Below are 19,362 nucleotides of genomic sequence, written 5' to 3'. Positions count from 1 at the left end.
GTCAGGAGAGTGCCGTGACGAGTGCCGGGGTGACCTGGGAGATCTGCCACTGGCGCGCCCCGTGCCCGGCCAGCGCCTCCGCCACGCTCTCCTGGTCGACCCGGGCCGGCGGCTCCCAGCAGACGCGCCGGACCGTGTCCGGAGTGATCAGGTTCTCCTGCGGCATGTTCAGCCGCTCGGCGATCGCCGAGACGGCCGCCCGCGCCGCGGAGAGCCGCGCCGCGGCGGCGGGGTCCCGGTCCGCCCAGGACCGCGGCGGCGGAGGCCCGCTCACCGTCTGTCCGGGCTGCGGGAGCTCGGCGTCGGGCAGCGCCTTGGCGCGGTCGACCGCGGCCTGCCACTGCTCCAGCTGACGCCGTCCCATGCGGTGTCCGAAGCCGCTCAGACCGGCGAGCGCGTGCACGTTGGGCGGCAGCCCGAGCGCAGCCTCGACGATCGCTCCGTCGCTGAGCACCTTGCCCGGGGACACGTCACGCCGCTGCGCGATCCGGTCGCGGGCGGTCCACAGCTCCCGTACGACCGCCATCTGCCGGCGGCGGCGCACCTTGTGCATGCCGGACGTGCGGCGCCAGGGGTCCTTGCGGGGCGGCGCGGGCGGCGCGGAGGCGATGGCGTCGAACTCCTCGCGGGCCCACTCCAGCTTGCCCTGCCGGTCGAGCTCCTTCTCCAGCGCGTCGCGCAGGTCGACGAGGAGCTCGACGTCCAGCGCGGCGTACCGCAGCCAGGGCTCGGGGAGCGGGCGCGTCGACCAGTCGACGGCGGAGTGGCCCTTCTCCAAGACGTAGCCGAGCACGCTCTCGACCATCGCGCCGAGCCCCACGCGCGGGAACCCGGCGAGGCGGCCCGCGAGCTCCGTGTCGAAGAGGCTCGACGGGATCATGCCTATTTCGCGCAGGCACGGCAGGTCCTGGGTGGCGGCGTGCAGGACCCACTCGGTGCCGCCGATGGCCTCGTCGAGGCCGGAGAGGTCGGGACAGGCGACGGGATCGACGAGAGCGGTGCCCGCTCCCTCGCGGCGGAGCTGGACGAGATAGGCCCGCTGGCCGTACCGGTAGCCGGACGCGCGCTCGGCGTCGACGGCGACGGGTCCTGACCCCGCGGCGAAGGCGGCGACGGTCTCGGCGAGGGACTCCTCGTCGGCGATCACCGGCGGAATGCCGTCACGCGGCTCGAGCAGGGGGATCGGCAGCCCTTCGGGTGCGAGGCCGTCGTCGTCCGGAGGGCCGCCTCCGGTGGTTCGCAGTGAGCTGTCTGCTGCGGTCTCTTGGGCGTCGGTCACCTGTCAAGGGTATCTGTGTATGGACAGCGCCCGTCGACGGAACGTTCCGTCGACGGGCGCGCGAGGGGTGTAAATCAGTCAGTGGATGATGCCGGTGCGCAGGGCGACCGCCACCATCCCGGCCCGGTCACCCGTGCCGAGCTTGCGTGCGATCCGGGCGAGGTGGCTCTTCACGGTCAGGGCGGACAGGCCCATCGAGACTCCGATGGCCTTGTTGGACTGGCCCTCCGCGACCAGACGAAGCACCTCGACCTCACGGCCCGACAGCTCTCGGTAGCCGCCGGGGTGGCTCGGGGTGCCCGGAGGGCGACGGTGCATGCGGGCGGCGGCCGAGCCGATGGGGGCCGCGCCGGGACGGGTGGGGAGTCCGACGTTCGTACGGGTGCCGGTGACGACGTAGCCCTTGACGCCGCCCGCGAGGGCGTTGCGTACGGCGCCGATGTCGTCGGCGGCGGAGAGGGCGAGGCCGTTGGGCCAGCCCGCGGCACGGGTTTCGGAGAGGAGCGTCAGGCCGGAGCCGTCGGGGAGGTGGACGTCTGCGACGCAGATGTCACGGGGGTTGCCGATGCGGGGACGAGCCTCCGCGATGGACGAGGCCTCGATGACGTCGCGTACACCGAGCGCCCACAGGTGGCGGGTGACGGTGGAACGGACGCGGGGGTCGGCCACGACGACCATGGCGGTCGGCTTGTTCGGGCGGTAGGCGACCAGGCTTGCGGGCTGCTCGAGGAGAACGGACACCAGGCCTCCTGGGTGGGGGGACGGGACCGGCTCGGGGATGAAGCCGGGACGAACCGTGCTTTCAAGGTCACAAACCTCTTCGGCACCAATCCCTGCCGCCTTTAGGGAATGATCACGATTTGGTGAGCAATAATTCGGGCAATTCGGACATGCGCTCGATCATCCGAAGATCAAACCGAACGTGCCCTCTTCCGGGTGACCCCACTCAGCACAAACCCCGCGGCACGGAGCCGCGGGGGAAGAAGTGTCCGCACGTATGGGTGTCCGCACGTACGGGTGTCCGGATGTGCGGGTGTCCGGTCGTTCAAGGGGAGAGCGGGCCCCGTCGCTGTGGCAGCGAGACCACGGACCCGTCCCCGTGCCCGGCGGGCGGCAGCCCCGCGACCTGGCAGAGCAGATCGCACCAGGCCGCCAGATGCGCCCCCGTGTCCGGCACCCCGCCGGAGCCCTCCCGTGGAGTCCACGACGCCCGGATCTCGATCTGTGAGGCAGGGGGGCGCTCGGAGAGGCCCCCGAAGTAGTGCGAGCCCGCGCGCGTCACCGTGCCGCTCGCCTCACCCGCCGCGAGCCCCCGCGCGCTCAGCGCTCCGGTCAGCCACGACCAGCACACCTCCGGCAGCAGCGGATCCGCCGCCATCTCCGGTTCGAGCTCCGCCCGTACGAGCGTGACGAGCCGGAAGGTGCCCTGCCACGCGTCGTGTCCCGACGGATCGTGGAGCAGCACGAGGCGCCCGTCGGCGAGATCCTCCTCGCCGTCCACGACCGCCGCCTCCAACGCGTACGCGTACGGCGCCAGGCGCTGCGGCGGCCGCGTCGGATCGATCTCGATCTCCGGCCGCAGCCGTTCCTCCCGCAGCGCGTCGACCGCCGTGCGGAAGGGCAACGGAGCCGAATCCGCCACCTTCCCCTCCGAACTCTCCATCTCGCCAGCGCCGTCCGACCGTTGTCCCTGAGCCGCAGCCATGCGGGGAAGGTTAAGGGGAACGGCGCCTTCGCGCAGGGAGAGACACCCGTCAGGGGGTTCCCGGTCAACGTGCGAGACTTTCCGCGTGAGTGCCAATGACAGCCGTCGCCCCGAGGGCCGGCAGAACACAGCGACGTACGACTCCCCGTTCATGAAGGCGTGCAGGCGCGAGGCCGTGCCGCACACGCCGGTCTGGTTCATGCGGCAGGCGGGGCGCTCACTTCCCGAGTACCGCAAGGTGCGCGAGGGCACGGCCATGCTGGAGTCCTGCATGCGGCCCGACCTCGTCACCGAGATCACGCTGCAGCCCGTGCGCCGCCACAACGTCGACGCGGCGATCTACTTCAGCGACATCGTCGTCCCCCTCAAGGCCATCGGCGTCGACCTCGACATCAAGCCGGGCGTCGGGCCCGTCGTGGAGAACCCCATCCGCTCGCGCGCCGACCTCGCGCAGCTGCGGGACCTCACGCCGGAGGACGTCCACTACGTCACCGAGGCGATGGGGATGCTGACGGCCGAGCTCGGCTCGACGCCGCTCATCGGCTTCGCCGGCGCGCCTTTCACCCTCGCGAGTTACCTCGTCGAGGGCGGCCCGAGCCGCAACCACGAGCACACCAAGGCGCTGATGTACGGCGACCCGCAGCTCTGGGCCGACCTGCTCGACCGCCTCGCGGAGATCACCGCCGCCTTCCTGAAGGTGCAGATCGAGGCGGGCGCCAGCGCCGTGCAGCTCTTCGACTCGTGGGTGGGCGCGCTGTCGCCCGCCGACTACCGCCGCTCGGTGATGCCCGCCTCGGCCAAGGTCTTCGACGCCGTCTCCTCGTACGGCGTGCCCCGCATCCACTTCGGCGTCGGCACCGGCGAGCTGCTCGGCCTGATGGGCGAGGCCGGGGCCGATGTCGTGGGCGCCGACTGGCGGGTGCCGCTGGACGAGGCCGCGCGCCGCGTGGGCCCCGGCAAGGCGATCCAGGGCAACCTCGACCCGGCCGTCCTCTTCTCCACGCGCGAGGCCGTCGAGACGAAGACCGACGAGGTGCTCGCCGCCGCGAAGGGCCTGGAGGGGCACATCTTCAACCTCGGGCACGGCGTCCTGCCGAGCACGGACCCCGAGGCGCTGACCCGCCTCGTGGAGTACGTGCACACGCGCACGGCTGTCTGAAAAAGTCCGAAAATGGTCCCTGCCCGCTCGGGCGGGGACCATTTTCAGCGGGGGCAGGGTTCGCGCCACTCGTCGAGGTTCAGCTTCTTGCGCATCGAGGACAGGCCGAGGCGGCGGGCCTGCCCACAGAACTTCTCGCCGGGCACGGCGTACTCGACGTGCAGCACCGCCTTCCCCGCCCGCACGAACGGTGTCAGCGAGGCGCACTCCCCGTACTGCGCGCACTCCTCGTTGACGGCGAAGTCGAAGACGTCGACGAGCTGCGGAATCTGCGGCAGGTCGTTCTTCAGGCCGACGGACAGGCCGCGCTCGTGCGCGAGGCGGGCGATCAGCCGGTTGAAGGCCAGCTGGTGGCGTGCGGTCAGCGGGAATCCGGTGCGGTTGAGATAGCCGTCGAGGAGATCCGGTTCGACGGCGTCGAACCCCTTGCGGCGGCACATGTCGAAACGCGCCGCGAGCAGCGGCCCGAGCACATCGAGACGCCGGATGTCGAGCCACCGTTCGCCTTTCCAGCCGTTGGGGCGGCCGAGCACGGACGCCGGGAAGTCCCCGCTGTCCGGGCGGAACGACTCCCAGGCACCGGCGTTGACGTAACAGATCACGCGGCGCCCCTCGCGGTGCAGCCGCGCCACGTCGGACCGGCGGTTCTCGAACCCGTCGATGTCATAGACCGGCACGTCCACACGCGGGTCGACGCGGCCGTCCAGCTGCCACTGCCAGGCGGTGCCCGGCCGCGGCCGCCAGCGCTCCGCAGGGCCGCCGCCGTCCTGCCGGGCGGCCGACGAGCAGGCGGCGAGCAGCAGGACCACGGCGGACAGCGGCAGCAGGAACCGGCGGCGCGACGTCACGGCGCGCCCTCGATCCCGCCCGGCGGCACCGGCGGCACCATCCATGGGTTGGGACCCGCGCCCGGCGCCGCGCAGTGCACCCCCGCGCCGCGTTGCACGGCGGTGCGTCCGGCCAGCCGGGCCAGCGCGGGCGGCACGCCGTAGACGAGGTGGCAGAAGTGCTCGGGGGAGTACCGGGCCGTCCAGGGCGGGGCGTCGAACGACTGCAGATACGTCGACCAGTGCCCCTCGAACGTGACGAGCAGGTCGGCGGCGCGGGCGTACCCGGGCGCCGGATGCACGCCCGGATTGAGCACCACCGTCCGCGCGCCCCTGCCCCGCGCCGAGCGAACCAGCCGCCGGCACTGCCGCAGCTCGCGCCGGCCGGGAGCCACCCGGTCGAAGAAGCAGCCGTCCACCTCGTACCAGGCGCGGTGCCGCTCCAGGTCCTCGGTGACGTCGGCCGTCGGCCGCTTCCCGTACGCCGTGTCGACGTACCCGAGGACCCGCACCCCCGCCGCGCGCAGCATCCGCGCCGCGTCGGCGAAGGCCGGGTCGGGGGCCGCGCCCGGACCGTCGGCGGCGTTCAGGACGACGCCGTACAGCCGGGGCGCCGCCGCCACGAGCGCCCGCCACGCCGCGGGGTCCGCGGCCGGGTGGACGTACAGCGGGACGAGCAGGGTCATCGCGGCTCCCCGGCGGTCCGCACCGGGTGCGGGGCGCCGTCCGACTCCCAGAGCGCGGCCAGCGACTCCCGCAGGGTGAACCGCGGCCGCCAGCCCAGCTCCCATTCCGCGGCGCCGATGTCGGCGCACTGCCAGGGCACCGCCGTGGAGCGGCCCACCTTGCCGAGGGCCTCCTCGACGCGCCCGGTGAAGCCCGCCGCGCCGGCCAGACCGTGCGCCAGGTCGCGCGCGGGCACCGCCCGGCCGCTGCCGATGTTGACCAGGCGCGGCAGCCGCCCCGGCAGGGCGAGCGCCTGCGCCACGGCCTGTGCCACATCGCGGGTGTCGACGAAGTCCCGGTGCGCGGACAGGTCGCCGACCCGCACCGTGCCGTGCGGGGTCCGGGCCACCGCGCGGCTCAGCTCGGCGGTGAGGCGGCCCGGCAGACCGGCGGGGGACGCCCCCGGCCCCACCGGGTTCGTGACCCGCAGCACGATCGCGTCGAGCCCGGAGCCGACGACGGCCAGCGTGCCGGCCAGCTTCGTCGCTCCGTACGGCGCGACCGGGCGGGCGGGGGAGTCCTCCGGGGTCCGCTCGCCGACGGCGGTCGGCCCGTACTCGGCCGCCGAGCCGAGGTGCACCAGGCGCGCGGTCGGCACCGCCGCGTGCAACGCCTCGCAGAGGACCGCGGGGCCACGGGCGTTGACCTCGGCGAGGGCCGTCGCGCTGCCGCCGACCGCGCCCGCGCAGTTGACCACCGCGTCTGGCGCGGTCCGCGCGAGCTGCTCGGCGAGTACATCGGGCGCGACGGTGGCGAGGTCGATCCGGAGGTCGTCCACGGGGGCGCGGCCGCCGCGGAGCAGCCGCGCGCCCGGCAGGGCGCGCAGCCGCTCCGTGATGTGCCCGCCCAGGTATCCGGTGGAGCCCAGGACGAGAATGCGCACGGCCCCTTCACGCTCCCTTGAGGAGGAGCGAGCGGTGCGTGGTGAACTCCGCGTTGGCGCGGTCGTAGTCGTCGGGGCGGCCGATGTCGAGCCAGTAGCCGTCGAAGTCGTAGGCGTGCGGCGGGGTCTGGGACTCGAGGAGGTCGAGGACGACCTCGTCGAAGCCGAGCGGCAGGCCCGGCGTGTAGGAGCTGAGCGTGTCGCGCGACACCCCGTACACGCCCATCGAGACGCGGTAGTCGATGCTCGGCTTCTCCGTGAAGGCGACCACGCGCTCCGAGTCGGTGGTGAGCACGCCGAAGTCGATGCGCACCTGACGCGCGTACGTGGCTATGGTCAGCGGCGCCCCGGAGCCGCTGTGGGTGGTGAGGACGTCGGCGTAGTCGAGGTCGGTGAGGATGTCGCCGTTCATCACGAGGAAGTGCTCGGGCAGCCGGTCCATCATCGTCAGGAGCGGGCCCATGGTGCCGAGCGGGCTGTCCTCCGTGGAGTAGCCGACGCGCAAACCCCAGCGGGAGCCGTTGCCGACGTAGGCGCGGATGATGTGGCCGAGGTGACCGATGGCGATGGTGCAGCTGGTGAAGCCGGCGCTCGCCAGCTGGCGCAGCACGATCTCCAGGATGGCGTGCTGGTCGCCGATCGGGACGAGCGGCTTGGGCAGCGCGGTGGTGTACGGCCGGAGCCGGACGCCCTTGCCGCCGGCGAGGATGACTGCGTGCATGGCAGAACTCCCTTGTGTGGAACGGAGGACGACGAGGTGGCGGGGCGTCAGATGTTGTAGATGTCGGTCTTGTAGCGGGCCAGGTTGGCCGGGTCGCGGAAGAAGTCGACGGTGCGGGCCAGGCCCTGTTCCAGGTCGTGTCCCGGCGTCCAGCCGGTGGCGGCGCGCAGCCGGGACGCGTCGGCGACCAGGCGCATCACCTCGGAGGCGGCGGGCCGGATGCGCCGCTCGTCCTCGCGCACGTCGAGGTCGCTCTCCATCACCTTGCCGATCAGACGCACCAGGTCGCCCACCGAGATCTCGCCGCCGGTGCCCGCGTTGAAGGTGCGGCCGACGACGGCGTCGGCGGAGGCGGTGCCGACGGCGAGGAAGGCCTGCGCGGTGTCCTTGACGAAGGTGAAGTCGCGGGTCGGCCGCAGGTCGCCGAGGGTGATCTCCCGTGAACCCGCCGCCACTTGGGCGATCACCGTCGGGATGACGGCGCGCATGGACTGGCGGGGGCCGAAGGTGTTGAACGGGCGAAGGGTGACCACGGGCGTCCCGAAGCTCGCGTGGTAGCTGTCGGCGAGCCGGTCGCCGCCCGCCTTCGAAGCGGCGTACGGGGACTGGGTGTTGATCGGGTGGTCCTCGGTGATCGGCACGGTCTGCGCGGTGCCGTACGTCTCACTGGTGGAGGTGTGCACCAGGCGCGGGGTCTGCAAGTGGCGTACGGCTTCGAGGACGTTGAGCGTGCCGGTCACGTTCGTGTCCACGTAGCTGTGCGGGGCCTGGTAGGAGTACGGGATCGCGATGAGGGCCGCCAGGTGGTACACGGTCTCGGCACCTTCGACCAGGCCGCGCACCGAGCCGGGGTCGCGGACGTCGCCGAGGACGACGTCGACCTCGGAGAGCACGTCGGGGGAGAGCGTCTCCAGCCAGCCGTACGAGGAGAAGGAGTTGTACTGCGCCATCGCGCGGACCCGGTGGCCCGCCGCGACCAGGGCCTCGGTGAGGTGCGAGCCGATGAAGCCCTCTGCTCCGGTGACGGCGACGAGTGGTGCGGATGTCATGGTTCCTCCTGGTGACGGGGACGGCGTGGAGCGGTGACGCGGGTGGGGCGGGGCGCGCGGGCGGGGGCAGGGCCCGGCGCGGGCGGCGCCTGACGGCGCGTGGGCAGGCGGCTCAGAGGTGTGCCGTCGGCCTGCCCAAGTGGTGGACGGCGACGGCCGCGAGCGCGAGGGCGGCGGCCGTACAGCCGATGAGCTGCGCGGCGGACGCGGACACGAGGCCGGTCGCGGGGAGTGCCGTGGCGGCGGCCGCGGCTGCCAGACAGGGCACGGCGGACGCCCAGCCCACCCCGAACGCCTGCAGAAGCAGCGCGGTCCACAACACTGCTCCCAGTAGCAGGAGTTGGAGCACGCCGGCGTCGACGAGGACGGCGCCCGGGGCGAGCATGGCCAGATAGGCGGCGCCGCACACGGCCAGCGCGCGGGAAGCACGCAGCCGGAAACCCCGTGGCGTGGTCGACGCGTGCAGAGCGGTCACGGCGAGTCCCCGGAAGCGGTACAGCAGCCACTCGGCGGGGCCCATGCTCAGCGTCAGTACGACCACGGCGTACGGCTCCTGCCGCCCCGACGCCAGCGTCAGCAGCCCGGCCGCGAGCCCGAACAGGCCGTACGGCAACGAACCCGCAGGGCCCGGCAGGGGACCCGGCGCCGGATCGGTGCGCAGCGCCGAGCGCAGCGCGTGCCCCGCGGCGGCCGCCGCGAGCAGGACGGTCAGCAGCGGCAGACCGGTGCGCAGGAGACCCGGGGGCTCCCACCACGGCAGCGCCGCGGCGCCCGCCGCCACGGGGAGCAGCGCGGCCGCGAGCACCTTCTCGCGGCCGAGCACCAGCAGCACCCCGGCCGCCGCCAGATAGCAGGACTGGCCCACGGCGAACAGCGCGGCGGCACCGGGCCCCGCGGCCAGCAGCCCCGCCCCGGAAGCGGCCACGACGCCCGCGGGCGCCCCGAGCAGCAGTGTCCGCCCCGCCTCGTGCCGCCCGACGGCGAGCCGCACGTACGCGCGGTGGCTCAGCGCCTGGGACCAGGCCCAGGACACCAGGGCTGCGGCGACCAGGCCGCGCAGCCCGGCGCCCGACTGCCACGCGCCCGCCACCAGCAGATACGCCGCGCCGGGCAGCGCGAAGAGCAGGCCCCGCAGCGCACAGCGCAGATGGTCGGGCCGCCACGCGTCGGGCGGCACAGGCGGCTTCGGGTGGCTGCGCGGCACCCGTTGGAAGACGGCGTCGGCCAGCGAGAACAGATCGGGGTGCCCATACGTCTCCTGTATCCGGTCGCCGGTCGTGCCCTGGGACTCCAGGAGCGCCGCGACCTCGTAGGGGTGCACGGCGGCCCCGGCGTCCTCGGCGAGCTCGGCGGCGAGCCGGTCGACGGGGTCGTCCGCTCGGGCGGGACGCAGCGAGACGCGCGGGCGCACCCGTGACCGGGCGTCGCCGGCGGCGGGGCGCGGCGGGCGGGCCAGGCGCAGGGCGAGGGTGTCGTCGGTGCTCCGGGGCTCGTGCGTGCGGGGTCCGGGTCTCAGGGGGAGGGGGCCGCTCATCCCGCCACCTCGTCCCCGGCGCCGCCGTGCGCCGCCGACCAGCCGGTGTCCTGGGCGAGTTGGGCCCTGGCGCCGCCGAGCTCCTCGTATATCGAGCGGAACGCCTCCACCGTCTGGCGGAGCGTGAACTGCTCGATCACGCGGAGCCGCGCCGCCTCGCCCATCGCCGCGCGGCGCGCCGGGTCGCGGAGCAGTTCGAGCGCGGCCCGCGCCATCGCGTCCGGCGCGCGCGGCGGCACCACGAGCCCGGTCGGCCCTACGGCCTCCCGCACCCCGCCGACGTCCGTGGACACCGTGGCCCGGCCGCAGGACATCGCCTCGATCAGCGTGAAGGGGAAGCCCTCGCTGATGCTGGACAGCATGACGACGCTGCCCGCCGCGTACGCGTCCTTGATGTGCTCGACGCGGCCCTCGAAGACCACCGCGTCGCCGTGTCCGAGCTCGGCGGCCAGCGCCTCGCAGCGTTCGCGGTAGGCCTCGCCGCCGCGCGGTGTGCCGCCGAACAGCCGCAGCCCGGCCTCCGGCAACTCCTGTCTGACCTGGGCGAAGCTGCGTATCAGCGTCTCCAGGTCCTTGATCGGGTCGACCCTGCCCGCCCAGCTCAGGGTGGGCTTGTCCGGCTCGGGTCCCGCGGGCGGGAACGCGGCGGGGTCCACGCCGTTGTAGACGGTGCGGATGAGGGCGGGGTCGGCGCCGCCGCGCTCCTCCCAGAGGCGGTTGTAGCGGTTGCCGGGGGTGATCAGGGCGGCGCTGCGGTACGTCTCCTCGGCGAGCAGCCGGAAGAAGCCGAGCAGCAGGGCCTTCACCGGCCAGCTGTACGGGCCGGTGCGGTAGCCGAGGTAGCGCTCGCGCAAGTAGACGCCGTGCTCCGTCAGGAGGAGGGGTACGCCGTGCAGTTGACGGGCTATCAGGCCAGGCAGGGCCGCGATGCCGCCACTGACGGCGTGGCAGACGCCGTGCTCGGGCGGCCGGGCGGCGAGCGGGCGCAGCGCGTGTTCGAGCAGGCCGGTCGCGGTGACGGCGTCGTGCATCGTCGGCCGCGCCCCGGCGGTGGCGAGGCCGGGCGTGTTCCACACGGACGACAGGACCCGCACCGCGCGGTCGGTGCGCAGGGCCGGGCTCAGGGCGCCGTCGCGGGCGTGCCGGGCGAGGTCGTGGAGGGCGGGCGCGAAGCCGTCCTCGGCGGCCGGGTCGAGCAGGGCGGTGAGGAACCGCTCGTAGGAGGTGAGGAGTTGGCGTACGCGGCGGCCGCGTGGGACGTTGCCGGGCGGGGCCGGACCCCACATGGGCAGGCAGACGGGCTCGTCCACGTGCGGCGGCAGGTCCCAGGCGAGGCTCTCGCCGCCGGTGCCGGTGACGGCGAGCACGCCGAAGTCCACGTCGGGCATCCCGCGGACGAGCTGGTCGCACCAGACGCTGACGCCGCCGTGGCTGTGCGGGTAGGTGCCTTCGGTCAGCAGGGTGACGCGGGGGCGTGCCGCGGCCTTGGCGGGTGGGTGTGCCGGGAGCGGCACGGGTGTGGGCAAGTGGGGCATCTTGGGGCTCCGCGGGTGGGATGCGAGCGGCGCGATGGCGCGGGGTGCGGGGGCGGGTGCGGGGGCGTGGGGCCCTGGGGCCCGGGTGCGCGGTGAGGGATGTGGGGCGGGGCATAGGCGTGTTGGTGGGCGGGGCCGCGGCGGTATGTGCGTACTCGCTGTCCCTGCGTCGTGCCTCAAGTCCAAAGGCGCCAGAGTGTGCTCGGCGCTGCGTGCGCACATACCCCCACGTCCCCTCCGGTCTCGATGGCCTCTGGCCGCCGGTGGGGCCCGTGGGGAGGGGCGGTGCGGGGGAGCGTCAGTCGTGTGTCGGCAGGGAGGGTGGGGTGATGCCGGCCGTGCCCGGTTTTACGTGGCGGGTCGTGCCGGGCGGTACCGGTGGGGTCTTTTCCGCGGGTGTGGTGCGGGTGGGGGTGACGTCCTGTGTGGCCGCTGCTGGAGCGGCTGGCAGGGTGAGTGTCACCCGGTCCTGGAGCAGGCCCGGGGTGGCCCAGCCGGAGGTGCGGCCCGCGTAGGGCGTGCCGAAGGTGGTGGTGCCGAGCAGTTGTTGTTGTTTCGTGCCGGGGGGCATGGTTGCGCGGGCTGCGGTTCCGGAGGGGGCCTGGATCGTCACGGTGTCGCCGATGCGGTACGCCGTCACGCGGCCCGACTGGACGGCCGCTTCCCAGGTCGCGCGGGAGCGCAGCTCGGCGCCGATGTCGGACATCCGCAGATTGACCACCGGTGTGTTGTCCGCGTACAGCGCGTCGTACGTGTCGAGGACGCGGTTCAGCACCGGGTACGCGATGCGGTCCTCGGCGAGGTTCGACTGGTGGATGAAGTGCGGCCGGGGATCGTTCGACAGGGCGTGGCCCAGCGCGATCGTCGACTCCACCGGCACGATGTGGTCCTGGTAACCGGTGGTGGGGTCGAGCGGGGCGGGCAGGCAGGTGGCGACGGAGGAGTTCTCGCAGGCGCCGCTGCCGCCGTCGGCCTCGCGGGTGTAGATCCAGTTGTACTCGTCGACCTGCTCGGTGGTGCGGCCCGCGTTGTAGAAGACGTTCATCGGGAAACGCGGCACGGTCAGGGCGCTGCCGACCTGGCGCTGGCCCCTGTCCCGTGAGTTGTCCGAGCCGAGCCAGCCGACGCCGTTGTCCCGCAGGGCGGGGCCGAGGTTCGGGTTGTCGTCGGGCTGCTGGGGCAGCACCTTCAGGCCCGAGTGCTCGCCGGTGACCAACTCCCCGTTCACCAGCGGGAGCCCGGCCCGCTGCCCCCAGCCGCGATTGTCGGAGATCTGCTGGGAGATGTCGGCGCGGGAGACGTACCGCGTGCTGCCGTCGGTGTTCTTCGCGCATGTCCACGGCACGGTGGCGACGTCCTGGACACAACCGAGGAAGGGGTGGTTGTACGTGTGGTTGATCCAGCGGTGCACGGACCGGTCGGCGACGAGCCGGTCGGCGAGGGGGTCCGCGCCCCCGGACTCCTCCCGGTACAGCTCGCTGCCGCCGCCGTTGAAGGCCATGTCGAGCGGAAAGTCGCGGTCCTTGGACCACTGGGCCGCGTACGCGGCGTCGTCCGCCGTCATCCGGATCGGGTCGGGCGTGCCCTGGCCGGGCGCGCAGTCCACGTCGCCCGGCGTGCAGTTCAGCTCGCTGTCCCAGCGGTCGTCGGCGCCGAAGACGTCGTCGACGTGGGCAGCGAAGTAGTTGCGGGACGAGCCGAGTTGGACGCCCTGGGTCAGCCAGTCGACGATGCCGCGGGCGAGCAGCCGGAACTGCTGCTGGTGCTCGTTGTAGACGAAGGTGACCACGAGCTCGCGCCGCCCGTCGTGGCGGTACTCGCCGACGAGCGAGCCGCGCCCGGAGCCGCCGGGGACCGGCGCGTCCACGTAGCTGGTGAAGTCCGCGCCGGGCGCCGGATCGGCGAGGAACCCGTAACTCTCGCCGATGGTGGGTGAGTTGTCCTCGAAGGGCACCTGGTCCGCGAGGTAGCCGAACGGGCCTCCCCTGCCCGCCGCGGTAACCTGCGCCTTCACGCCGTCGAGCGACCCGCTGAACTTCGGTGCCTTCAGGCCCGCTTCGGGCCGGGCGTAGGTGTACGCGTCCACCTGCGGCACGGCGTACGTCTGCTCGTACGCGGCCAGAGCGGCCATCTCCGCCGAACCCGTCTCGAACGGGTTGTCGTTGGGCAGGACGACGGCCTGGAACTTGGCCCGTGCCCGGCCGTTCACGGTGTCCGCGAGGAACGCCTTGTCGATCGTGGGGCGCCCGCTCCTGCGCAGGTCGACGGTCGTGTACGGCGTGCCCTGGGCGGCCAGTTCGGCGGTGATCGCGGCGGTGGCGGGGCCTCCGTCGGCCACCACCAGGACGCGTAGGTCGACGCGGGGCGCCGCGGCGGCCGCGGCGGCCGGAGCGCCGGGCAGCGAGAGCGCGAGAAGCAGAGCGCCGGCGCCGAGAGCCGCCGCTCGTGCGGTGTGATTCATGCGGTGTGTGGTCCCCTCCACGGTCGGGCCGAGGGGGTGTGTTCACCCTGAAGGCCCGCCCACCAACGGCACGTTCACACGTCGCAGTGTGTATCCGTGCCGCTCTGACGCGTCACATAGTGCGGCCCACTTGTGGGGTCTGTGCTGGTTCTGTGAAAGCTGGCGGAAAAGAGATGGCACGCCGTTAGGGGTGCGGAATGAGGGGCAGGTGAGGCGTGGTCCGTTTCCGGAGGTGATCATTCCGGGAAGCTGTGGCCGCTCAGGGGGTTGGGGGCCTCGGTGCCGCGCTTGCGTGTTGGGTGCATATATCGATCGTGGGCGCGCTCCCGTGGGACGGGAAACGTGAACTGTTCGAACCGCCCGAATCGGCCAAGTCGAGCGGAGTGCGGTTCTCCTCCTCTTCCGTAGCAAGCGCGTTCTGACCTGCACGGCAAGCGGGATTTCGGGGTTTCGTGGGGGGCGCGAAACGGGGCGTGTTCGGGGCGCGTGGGGGGCGCTTCCTCGATTTCCCTGCGCGTCGCGAGTCGGCGGTGCGTGCCCCCGTACGGGCGTGCGATTTCGCCGACGCTCCCCTGCCCCCCCCGGGCCCCTCCCTGCCCCCCTGCCCCTCCTGTCCCGTCCTCAGGCCCGGTCCGCCCGCACCGCCGCCACCGCCTTGCGCGCCGCCACCAGGACCGGGTCCCACACCGGGGAGAACGGCGGCGCGTACCCCAGGTCGAGCGCCGTCATCTGTTCCACCGTCATCTGCGCCGTCAGCGCGACGGCCGCCACGTCGACCCGCTTGCCCGCGCCCTCACGGCCGACGATCTGGACGCCCAGGAGCCGCCCGGTGCGCCGCTCGGCGAGCATCTTCACCGTCATCGGGGCCGCCCCCGGGTAGTAACCGGCCCTGCTCGTCGACTCGATGGTCACCGTCACGAACCGGAAGCCGGCGGCCCGCGCGTCCCTCTCGCGCAGCCCGGTACGGGCGATCTCCAGGTCGCACACCTTGCTGACGGCCGTACCGACGACGCCCGGGAACGTCGCGTAACCCCCGCCCGCGTTCGAGCCGATGACCTGCCCGTGCTTGTTGGCGTGCGTGCCGAGCGGGATGTGCCGCTCGCGCCCCGACACAAGGTCCAGGACCTCCACGCAGTCCCCGCCCGCCCAGACGTTCTCGTGTCCGCGCACCCGCATCGCCAGGTCGGTCAGGAGCCCGCCGTGCTCGCCGAGCGGCAGCCCGGCCTCGCGGGCGAGCGTCGTCTCGGGACGTACGCCGAGACCGAGCACCACCACGTCCGCCGGGTACTCGGCGTCCTCCGTCGCCACCGCCCTCACCCGCCCGTCGTCACCCGTCAGGACCTTGGTGACCTCGGCGTCGTTCACCATCCCGATGCCCATGCCGGTCATCGCGTCGTGCACAAGGCAGCCCATGTCCGGGTCGAGCGTCGACATCGGCTCCTTGCCGCGGTTGACGACCGTGACCTCGTAGCCGCGGTCGACCAGCGCCTCGGCCATCTCCACGCCGATGTAGCCCGCCCCGATGACGACGGCACGGCGGCCCGGCGTCCGCGTCAGCGTGTCGAGCAGGGCCTGGCCGTCGTCGAGGGTCTGCACGCCGTGCACACCGGGGGCGTCGATGCCGGGCAGCGGCGGGCGGACGGGCCGGGCCCCGGTGGCGATGACGAGCTTGTCGTACGACGTCCAGTACTCCTCACCTGCCTCCAGGTCGCGGGCCAGGACGCGGCGGCCCGGGACGTCGAGCCGCACCGCCTCCGTGCGCATCCGCAGGTCGATCGCGCGCTCCCGGTGCTGCTCGGGCGTCCGCGCGATCAGCTCGTCCCGCTCCCCGACGGCGCCGCCCACCCAGTAGGGGATGCCGCAGGCGGAGTACGAGGTGAAGTGGCCGCGCTCGAACGCGACGATCTCCAGCTCGTCGGGGCCCTTCAGCCTGCGTGCCTGCGACGCCGCCGACATGCCGGCCGCGTCGCCCCCGATGACCACAAGTCGCTCTCGCGTGCTGCTCACTCGTGTGCTGCTCATACGGGACACGCTACGGCGCGGGGTCCCTCGAACGCCCGCTAGTCGTCGCCCCCCTCACGTGCTGGGACGTCCGGGGCCGCGGGAGCCGTGGCCGGGCGGCGCGTCAGGCGCGGGCGGACCACCCGCAGCCACAGGGCGAGCAGCAGCGCGGCCACCGCCGCGAACGGCAGCACCGCGGCGAGAACGACCCCGACCCAGCGCAGCGCCGTCACGAAGGCGTCCCAGCCGCCCGCGAGCGCGTCCGTGAACGACGGGTCGTCGTCGTCCTTCGCCTCCGCCGCCGCCCGGCTCTCGGTGAGTGAGACCGTGATCGTCGCCATGCTCGTACGGTCCTTCAGCGAGGCCCGCTGGGCGAGCAGCGCCTCCAGGTCGGACTGACGGGTGCTCAACTCCCCTTCCAGGGTGACCACATCGCTCAGCTTCGTCGCCTTGTCCATCAGCTCCCGCACGCGCGCCACGCTCGCCCGCTGCGACTTGACGCGGCTCTCCACGTCGACGACCTGATCGGTGACGTCCCGCGCCTTCGCGTCCCGGCCGATGAGCTTGCCGGTGCCTTCGAGGGAGGTGAGGACGTCCGCGTACGCGTCCTGCGGCACGCGCAGCACCAGGCGGGAGCGCTCGCGTCCCTCGCCGTCGCGGGAGGTGTTCTCGTCGCCCACGATGCCGCCGGCGTCCTCAGCGATCCGCCGGACCTCGTCGAGCGCGTCGGGCACGTCCTTGACGCGGACGGTGAGCTTCGCGGTGCGGATGACGTGGGTGTCGGCCGGCCCGGGCGGCTTGCGTTTGCCGGCGTCGCCCGCGCCGGAGTTCCCGGACTGGTCCGCCCGGCCGCCGCCGACGCCCTTCTCGTTCTCCCCGGGCTTCTCGTTCCCTTCGGGGGCGAGGCCCGCGGCCTTGCCGTCGCCGCCGCTGTCACTGTCACCGGCGCCGTTGTCGGCGGTGCATCCCGTGAGCGCGAGCGCGACGGCCAGCAGGACGCCCGAGAGAGCCCTGAACGTGCGGTGAGCGGATGTGCTGGACGCGTGCATCGGCGTACCCCCGGAGACGGTGGACTGATGCTCCTTCGACGGAGGAGAGGGGCACAACGGTGGTTGCCGACCGGTTCCGATGCGGTCACGGTCGGGACTCGCCCGTCTGAGAGAGTGGAGGCATGCGCGAAACGGACACACGTACGGGGAACGGCCACGCCGTCGTCATCGGGGGCGGGATCGCCGGACTGGCCGCCGCGCACCGCCTGCTCACCGCCCACCCCGGCCGCCGGGTAACCGTCATCGAGGCGTCCGGGCGGCTCGGCGGCAAGCTGCACGCCGCCGAGATCGCCGGGGTCCGCGTCGACCTCGGCGCCGAGTCGATGCTCGCCCGCCGCCCCGAGGCCGTCGCCCTGGCCCGCGAGGTGGGCCTCGCCGACCGGCTCCAGCCGCCCGCCACCGCCACCGCCGCCATCTGGACCCGAGGCGCCCTGCGCCCCATGCCCAAGGGGCACGTGATGGGCGTGCCCGGCGACGCCTCCGCCCTGGCGGGAGTCCTCTCCGAAGAGGGCCTGCGCCGCATCGAGCGGGACCGCGAGCTGCCGCCCACCGAGGTCGGCGACGACGTCGCGGTCGGTGAGTACGTCGCCGCGCGCCTGGGCCGTGAGGTCGTCGACCGGCTCGTGGAACCGCTGCTCGGCGGGGTGTACGCGGGCGACGCGTACCGCATCTCCATGCGCTCGGCCGTCCCGCAGCTCTTCGAGGCGGCGCGCGCCCACACCTCCCTCACCGAGGGCGTCCGCGACATCCAGGCGCGCGCCGCGAAGAAGCAGCAGACCGGGCCCGTCTTCATGGGCATCGACGGAGGTGTCGGCCTGCTGCCGCTCGCCGTCGCCGATTCGGTGCGCGCGCGGGGCGCCGAGATCCTCACGGACACGCCGGTCACCGAGCTGCGGCGCACGGCAGACGGCTGGCACGTGGTCACCGGGAGCGAGGTCCACGAAGCCGACGCCGTCGTCCTCGCGCTCCCCGCGCCCGCCGCCGCGAAGCTCCTGGACGCCGCGTCGCCCGCCGCCGCCGCCGAGCTGCGCACCGTCGAGTACGCCTCCATGGCCCTCACGACCCTCGTGTACCGCCGCAGCGAGATCGACCTCCCCGAAGGCAGCGGTTTCCTCGTGCCGCCCGTCGACGGGCACACGATCAAGGCGTCCACCTTCGCCAGCCGCAAGTGGGGCTGGATCGACCGGCAGGACCCCGGCCTGCTGGTGCTCCGCACCTCGGTCGGGCGGTACGGCGAGACGGCAGTCCTGGAGCGGGACGACGCCGAGCTCGTCGACGTGTCACGGCACGACCTGCGCGAGGCCACCGGCCTCACCGCCGCCCCCGTCGCGACCCGCGTCACCCGCTGGGACGACGGCCTCCCGCAGTACCCGGTGGGCCACCACGCGCGAGTGGCCCGCGTCCGCGCCCACGTCGCCGATCTGCCGGGTCTCGTGGTCTGCGGGGCGGCGTACGACGGCGTGGGCATCCCGGCCTGCGTCGCGAGCGCCAACGCCGCCGTCGACCAGCTGGCCGGCGACCTCGCGGGTGTGCAGGAGCTCACCCGCGCCCCGGTGCAGAGCCTGCACGGCGGCGGAGGAGAATAGCCGCATGAGTGACGCTCCCGCCGAAGTCATCGGCAAGACCCCGAACGCCGGCAAGAAGGCGAAGGACCTCAACGAGGTCATCCGCTACACCCTGTGGTCCGTCTTCAAGCTGCGCGACGTGCTCCCCGAGAACCGCGCGGGCTACGCCGAAGAGGTCCAGGACCTGTTCGACCAGCTCGCCGCCAAGGACATCACCGTCCGCGGCACCTACGACGTCTCGGGTCTGCGCGCCGACGCCGACGTCATGATCTGGTGGCACGCCGAGACCGCCGACGAGCTGCAGGAGGCCTACAACCTCTTCCGCCGCACCAAGCTGGGCCGCGGCCTTGAGCCGGTCTGGTCGAACATGGCGCTGCACCGCCCCGCCGAGTTCAACAAGTCGCACATCCCGGCGTTCCTCGCCGACGAGACGCCCCGCAACTACGTCTCGGTCTACCCCTTCGTGCGCTCCTACGACTGGTACCTGCTGCCCGACGAGGACCGCCGCCGCATGCTCGCCGACCACGGCAAGATGGCCCGCGGCTACCCCGACGTGCGCGCCAACACGGTCGCCTCGTTCTCCCTCGGGGACTACGAGTGGCTCCTCGCCTTCGAGGCCGACGAGCTGTACCGCATCGTCGACCTCATGCGTCACCTGCGCGCCTCCGAGGCCCGTATGCACGTACGCGAAGAGGTGCCGTTCTTCACCGGCCGCCGCAAGTCCGTGGCGGAGCTCGTGGCGGGCCTCGCCTAGTAAATGGGTTGTGGCGCCCACCGGGTGCGGGTTTTCATCGAGAGGCCGGGCCGACGTGGCCCGGCCTCTCGTGCGTGAACCCACGCCGTGCGTGGACCCCTTACGTGGACCCCT

Annotated in this window: 16 protein-coding genes; 3 read left to right on the top strand and 13 right to left on the bottom strand. The window is 73.3% G+C overall.

Annotated elements, in window-relative coordinates:
* Window position 1: 1 nt before the first annotated feature.
* The 3 genes from AB0N81_RS01065 to AB0N81_RS01055 form a co-directional block, all read right to left on the bottom strand.
* Complete coding sequence (locus tag AB0N81_RS01065) at window positions 2-1,279, bottom strand: ribonuclease D (protein WP_365354497.1); 1,278 nt, start codon at window positions 1,277-1,279, stop codon at window positions 2-4.
* Between the two features lie 78 nt (window positions 1,280-1,357).
* A complete protein-coding gene (locus tag AB0N81_RS01060) occupies window positions 1,358-2,020 on the bottom strand; it encodes a response regulator transcription factor (protein WP_016643199.1) in 663 nt (220 codons plus the stop codon).
* Window positions 2,021-2,324: 304 nt separating this feature from the next.
* The gene (locus AB0N81_RS01055; protein WP_365354495.1) at window positions 2,325-2,984 is read right to left on the bottom strand and encodes a DUF3000 domain-containing protein; all 660 of its coding nucleotides are present in this window, start codon (window positions 2,982-2,984) and stop codon (window positions 2,325-2,327) included.
* 85 nt (window positions 2,985-3,069) lie between these two features.
* On the opposite strand from AB0N81_RS01055, the gene hemE reads away from it, so the two are divergent.
* Complete coding sequence (gene hemE, locus AB0N81_RS01050; RefSeq protein WP_365354493.1) at window positions 3,070-4,143, top strand: uroporphyrinogen decarboxylase; 1,074 nt, start codon at window positions 3,070-3,072, stop codon at window positions 4,141-4,143.
* 44 nt (window positions 4,144-4,187) lie between these two features.
* Here hemE and AB0N81_RS01045 read toward each other — a convergent pair whose 3' ends face one another.
* The 10 genes from AB0N81_RS01045 to AB0N81_RS01000 form a co-directional block, all read right to left on the bottom strand.
* The gene (locus AB0N81_RS01045) at window positions 4,188-4,991 is read right to left on the bottom strand and encodes an endo alpha-1,4 polygalactosaminidase (RefSeq protein ID WP_365354491.1); all 804 of its coding nucleotides are present in this window, start codon (window positions 4,989-4,991) and stop codon (window positions 4,188-4,190) included.
* A complete protein-coding gene (locus AB0N81_RS01040; RefSeq protein WP_365354489.1) occupies window positions 4,988-5,656 on the bottom strand; it encodes a spherulation-specific family 4 protein in 669 nt (222 codons plus the stop codon). Before AB0N81_RS01040 ends, AB0N81_RS01045 begins: the two co-directional genes overlap by 4 nt.
* On the bottom strand, window positions 5,653-6,579 hold the full coding sequence (locus tag AB0N81_RS01035; protein ID WP_365354488.1) for an NAD(P)-dependent oxidoreductase: 927 nt from the start codon (window positions 6,577-6,579) through the stop codon (window positions 5,653-5,655). Before AB0N81_RS01035 ends, AB0N81_RS01040 begins: the two co-directional genes overlap by 4 nt.
* 7 nt (window positions 6,580-6,586) lie before the next feature.
* Window positions 6,587-7,300 (bottom strand): nucleotidyltransferase family protein, encoded by a 714-nt coding sequence (locus AB0N81_RS01030; RefSeq protein WP_365354487.1) that lies wholly within the window; start codon window positions 7,298-7,300, stop codon window positions 6,587-6,589.
* Between the two features lie 47 nt (window positions 7,301-7,347).
* Complete coding sequence (locus AB0N81_RS01025) at window positions 7,348-8,349, bottom strand: SDR family NAD(P)-dependent oxidoreductase (protein WP_365354486.1); 1,002 nt, start codon at window positions 8,347-8,349, stop codon at window positions 7,348-7,350.
* Between the two features lie 112 nt (window positions 8,350-8,461).
* Window positions 8,462-9,883, bottom strand: coding sequence for a hypothetical protein (locus AB0N81_RS01020; protein ID WP_365354484.1), 1,422 nt, complete (start codon window positions 9,881-9,883; stop codon window positions 8,462-8,464).
* Window positions 9,880-11,418 carry a GT4 family glycosyltransferase PelF gene (gene pelF / locus AB0N81_RS01015; protein WP_365354482.1) on the bottom strand — a complete coding sequence of 513 codons (1,539 nt, stop codon included), beginning with the start codon at window positions 11,416-11,418 and terminating at the stop codon, window positions 9,880-9,882. The genes AB0N81_RS01020 and pelF overlap by 4 nt, the downstream gene beginning before the upstream one ends.
* A 298-nt stretch (window positions 11,419-11,716) precedes the next feature.
* The gene (locus AB0N81_RS01010; protein ID WP_365354480.1) at window positions 11,717-13,879 is read right to left on the bottom strand and encodes a hypothetical protein; all 2,163 of its coding nucleotides are present in this window, start codon (window positions 13,877-13,879) and stop codon (window positions 11,717-11,719) included.
* Between the two features lie 621 nt (window positions 13,880-14,500).
* On the bottom strand, window positions 14,501-15,901 hold the full coding sequence (locus tag AB0N81_RS01005; protein ID WP_365354479.1) for an FAD-dependent oxidoreductase: 1,401 nt from the start codon (window positions 15,899-15,901) through the stop codon (window positions 14,501-14,503).
* A 38-nt stretch (window positions 15,902-15,939) separates the two neighbouring features.
* Complete coding sequence (locus tag AB0N81_RS01000) at window positions 15,940-16,929, bottom strand: DUF4349 domain-containing protein (protein ID WP_365354477.1); 990 nt, start codon at window positions 16,927-16,929, stop codon at window positions 15,940-15,942.
* Between the two features lie 122 nt (window positions 16,930-17,051).
* Between AB0N81_RS01000 and hemG the strand changes: the two genes are divergently transcribed.
* Complete coding sequence (gene hemG, locus AB0N81_RS00995) at window positions 17,052-18,515, top strand: protoporphyrinogen oxidase (protein ID WP_365354475.1); 1,464 nt, start codon at window positions 17,052-17,054, stop codon at window positions 18,513-18,515.
* Window positions 18,516-18,519: 4 nt separating this feature from the next.
* Window positions 18,520-19,248, top strand: a complete 729-nt coding sequence (gene hemQ / locus AB0N81_RS00990; protein WP_365354473.1) for a hydrogen peroxide-dependent heme synthase — start codon at window positions 18,520-18,522, stop codon at window positions 19,246-19,248.
* The last annotated feature ends 114 nt before the right edge of the window (window positions 19,249-19,362 follow it).

Source organism: Streptomyces sp. NPDC093510 (genome assembly GCF_040683555.1).
GTDB lineage: Bacteria > Actinomycetota > Actinomycetes > Streptomycetales > Streptomycetaceae > Streptomyces.
Note: the sequence above shows the minus strand (reverse complement) of the source record. Positions and strands in the feature narration are given on the sequence as shown.